The organism is Sphaerisporangium sp. NPDC049002 (assembly GCF_040649355.1).
In the GTDB taxonomy this organism is placed as follows: Bacteria; Actinomycetota; Actinomycetes; order Streptosporangiales; family Streptosporangiaceae; genus Sphaerisporangium.
Genome location: NZ_JBEZFH010000367.1, coordinates 1 through 3,573, shown reverse-complemented (window position 1 = coordinate 3,573; position 3,573 = coordinate 1). Strand labels below are relative to the sequence as shown.

Sequence of the window (3,573 nt, the reverse complement as noted above, 5' to 3'; positions counted from 1 at the left end):
CCACCTCCGTCTGTGACAAGCCCATTGTCTTACGCCGCTCGGCCAGTCCTCGGCCGGGCCGCGCGGCCGGATGCGGTTGCACCACGCGCTGAGGTCGCTCGGGGCCACCACGCTGGTGACCACCCCCACCGGGGCGATGGACTTCCTCGCCCGGCTGCACCTGGAGTTCCTGCTCGACCCTCTCGACCTCGGGCTGCGGCACCTGGTGCTCACCGGCGAGATCGCCTCCCGGGGCACCCTCGGCCACCTGGCCGGCGAGTTCGAGGTGTCCGTGACCGAGGTCTACGCCAACCCCTACAGCGGCGGCGCGCTGGCCTGGCGCGACTCGGACACCGCTCCGCTCACCCCCCTGGCCGGCGGGCTGCTCGGCCTCGCCTCGCTGGACAAGGACTCGCCCTTCGAGGGGTCGGGCGGCCTGGCCGAGCTGGTCCTCACGCCGACCGGCCATCCCGCGCTCGGAGGCGCGGTCGTGCGCACCGGGCAGGTCGCCCGGGTCGGCGACGCGGCCGAGATCCCCGCGCCGTCCCACACGGTCGGCGACCACGTGCTGGTCAGGGGCGTGTGGCTGTCGCTTCCCCGCATCGAGAAGGCCCTGTCCAGGATCGACGGCGTGAGGTCCTGGGAGCTCGCGATCTCCCGCCGGGGCACCCTCGACGCGGCGACGCTGAAGGTGATTTTCGGCCGCGCGAGCCTGGTGGGGAACCCGATGTGGCGGTCCCGCGTCGAGCAGTCGCTTTCGGCGCTCACTCCGATCAAACTGGGCGTGGAAGTCTCCGGCGACGTGGCCGGGACGGCCCGTCCGGGCACGGTCGCCGACGCCCGTGGCCACCATCTCGGCAGGGACCGCACCGCCATAGCCCACTGACGGGCGGTCAGTCAGGCTCACGAACCGGGAGGCGCGACCATGGTTCCAGACGGCGAGAACACCGTGCCAGGCTGGGGGACGATCCCGCGCATGCTGCGCGATAGGGCGGCCCGCCACCCGGACCTCACGGTGATCGTCGACGGTGACGTACGGCTGTCGCTCGCCGAGCTGCGCGCACGCGCCGCGGTCGTCGCCAAGGGACTCATCGCGCTCGGCGTCGAACTCGGCGACCGGGTCGCCATCTGGGGGCACAACGACGCGCACTGGGCGGTCGGCGCGTACGGCATCTGGGACGCCGGGGCGGTCATCGTGCCGCTTTCCTCGCGCTACAAGGGCATCGAGGCGGCCGAGGTGCTCCGCAGGACGGGCGCCGGCGTGCTCATCATGGGCGACAACCTCGACGGCGCTCCCGCGTTCGCCGACCTGCTGGCCTCGGCGGCCGGGCCGCCCAAGCAGGCAGGGCGCGGGGAGCCCGGCGAGGACGCGGAGCCCGGCGCCGGGCGGCCCTTCGCCGGGCTGCCCGAGCTGCTCCACGCGATCACCCCCGAGGGGGCGGGCCGTCCCGGCATGCTGCGGCCCTCCCGCGTGCTCGCCGCAGGAGCATGGATCTCCGACGACACCGCCGAGGAGCGGGCGCTCGCCGTACGGCCGGACGACCTGTGCGAGATCATGTCCACCTCGGGCACCACGGGCACGCCGAAGGGGGTGATGCTCGACCACGGCCAGATCGTGCGCGGCTACTGGGACTGGGCCGAGATCGTCACGCTCCGCGAGGGCGACCGCTACCCGGTGATCGCGCCGTTCGCGCACGGCTTCGGCCTGAACGCGGGCCTGCTCGCCGGGGTGATGCGGGGCGCCACCCTCATTCCGGTCAAGGTGTTCACCCCGGCCGTGCTCCGGGACCTCGTCCAGGACGGGCGGATCACCGTCCTGGCCGGGGCGCCCACGCTGTTCCACCGCCTCCTGGACGAGGTGGACATCACCGGGCACTCCGTCCGCGTGGCGATCTGCGGCGCCGCCGCCGTGCCGGCCGAGCTGATCCGCCGGCTGCTCCGGGAGGCGGGCCTCGAACGCGTGATCAACGCCTACGGGCTGATGGAGGGCACGGTCGTGTCGATGACCCGGACGGGCGACCCGGTCGAGGTGATCGCCTCCTCCACCGGCCGGCCGGTGCCGGGCATCGAGGTCAAGATCGTGGACGACGACGGCAAGCAGGTGGCGGCGGGCGAGCGCGGGGAGATCCTCCAGCGCGGTTACGGCGTGATGCGCGGCTACTGGGGCGAACCGGCCAAGACGGCCGAGGCGATCGAGGACGGCTGGCTGCGCACGGGCGACATAGGCACGATGGACGCGGGCGGGAACGTCTCGGTGGTCGACCGCAAGAAGGAGCTGTTCATCGTCAACGGCTTCAACGTCTCGCCGGCCGAGGTCGAGAGCCTGCTGCTGCACCGCGGCGACCTGGCCCAGGCCGCCGTCGTCGGCGTGCCGGACGGGCGCACGGGCGAGGCGGGCCTCGCGTACGTGGTCCCGCGTCCGGGCAGCGCGATCGACCCCGCCGAGATCATAGGCTGGGCACGAGGGAACATGTCGAACTACAAGGTGCCCCGCCAGGTGATCGTCGTGGACGATCTTCCCGTCAACGCGAACGGCAAGGTCGACAAGCGGCGGCTCCGCGCCCGGGCGCCCGAGGAGGGCCGGGGGTAGCGGAACCGGATTATCTCGATGGCCTCCGGCGCGCGAGTCTGGCCCGGAGGACCGCGTTCCGCGACAATCGGCTCCATGAGGATGTGGGGCCGTCGAGCCCCGCTAAGGAGGCCACATGTCGCTTCGCGTGGCGATCGTGGGATCGGGTCCCGCCGGGATCTACACGGCCGAGGCCCTGACCAAGCAGGCCGGAGAGCCCGTCGAGATCGACGTGCTCGACCGCCTGCCCACTCCGTACGGCCTGGTCAGATACGGCGTCGCGCCTGATCACACCTCCATCAAGTCGATCGCCGGCTACCTGAGGCGGGTGCTGGAGCTGCCCTCGGTGCGCTTCCTCGGCGGCGTCGAGCTGGGATCCGACGTCTCCGCCGCCGACCTGGCCGCCAGTTACGACGCGGTCGTCTACTGCACGGGCGCGATGGTCGACCGGCATCTCGGCATCCCCGGCGAGGACCTTCCCGGCAGCGTGGCGGCGACCGACTTCGTCAACTGGTACTGCGGCCACCCTGACATGCCGCCCGACGCCTTCTCCCTCGACAGCACCGAGGTGGCCGTGATCGGCGTCGGCAACGTCGCCGTCGACGTGGTCAGGATCCTGGCCAAGACCGCCGACGAGCTGCGCTCCACCGACGTCCCGCAGGAGGTGCTCGACCGCCTGGCGAAGAGCCAGGTGACGCGCGTCCACATGATCGGCAGGCGCGGCCCCGAGCACGCCAAGTTCACCCTCAAGGAGCTCAGGGAGCTGGGCGAGCTACCGAACTGCGACGTCCTGGTCCGGCCCGAGGAGGGCGGCGCCAACGACGTGAGCGAGCTGTCGCGGCAGGTCCGCGGCAACGTCGAGGTCCTGCGGTCCTGGTGCGCCCATACGGCCACGGGACGCCCGCGCCGGCTCGACGTGCGCTTCTGGCTGCGGCCGGTCGAGATCCTCGGGTCCTCCCGCATCGCCGCCTGGCCGTAGGGTCCAAGGGGCGCCTCGGTGCTCAGGTAGATCAGCCAGGAGACCA

General features: G+C 72.4%; 2 protein-coding genes and 1 pseudogene. All 3 read left to right on the top strand.

What is annotated here, in order from left to right; translation table 11 throughout:
- Positions 1-70: 70 nt before the first annotated feature.
- Positions 71-865 (top strand): hypothetical protein, encoded by a 795-nt coding sequence (locus tag AB0B89_RS35445; RefSeq protein WP_358561865.1) that lies wholly within the window; start codon positions 71-73, stop codon positions 863-865.
- A 90-nt stretch (positions 866-955) separates the two neighbouring features.
- Entirely contained in the window at positions 956-2,569 is a 1,614-nt protein-coding gene (locus AB0B89_RS35440; RefSeq protein WP_358561862.1) for an AMP-binding protein, read from the top strand.
- A 115-nt stretch (positions 2,570-2,684) separates the two neighbouring features.
- Positions 2,685-3,512, top strand: a pseudogene (locus AB0B89_RS35435) (FAD-dependent oxidoreductase); the annotation flags it as partial.
- Between the last annotated feature and the right edge of the window lie 61 nt (positions 3,513-3,573).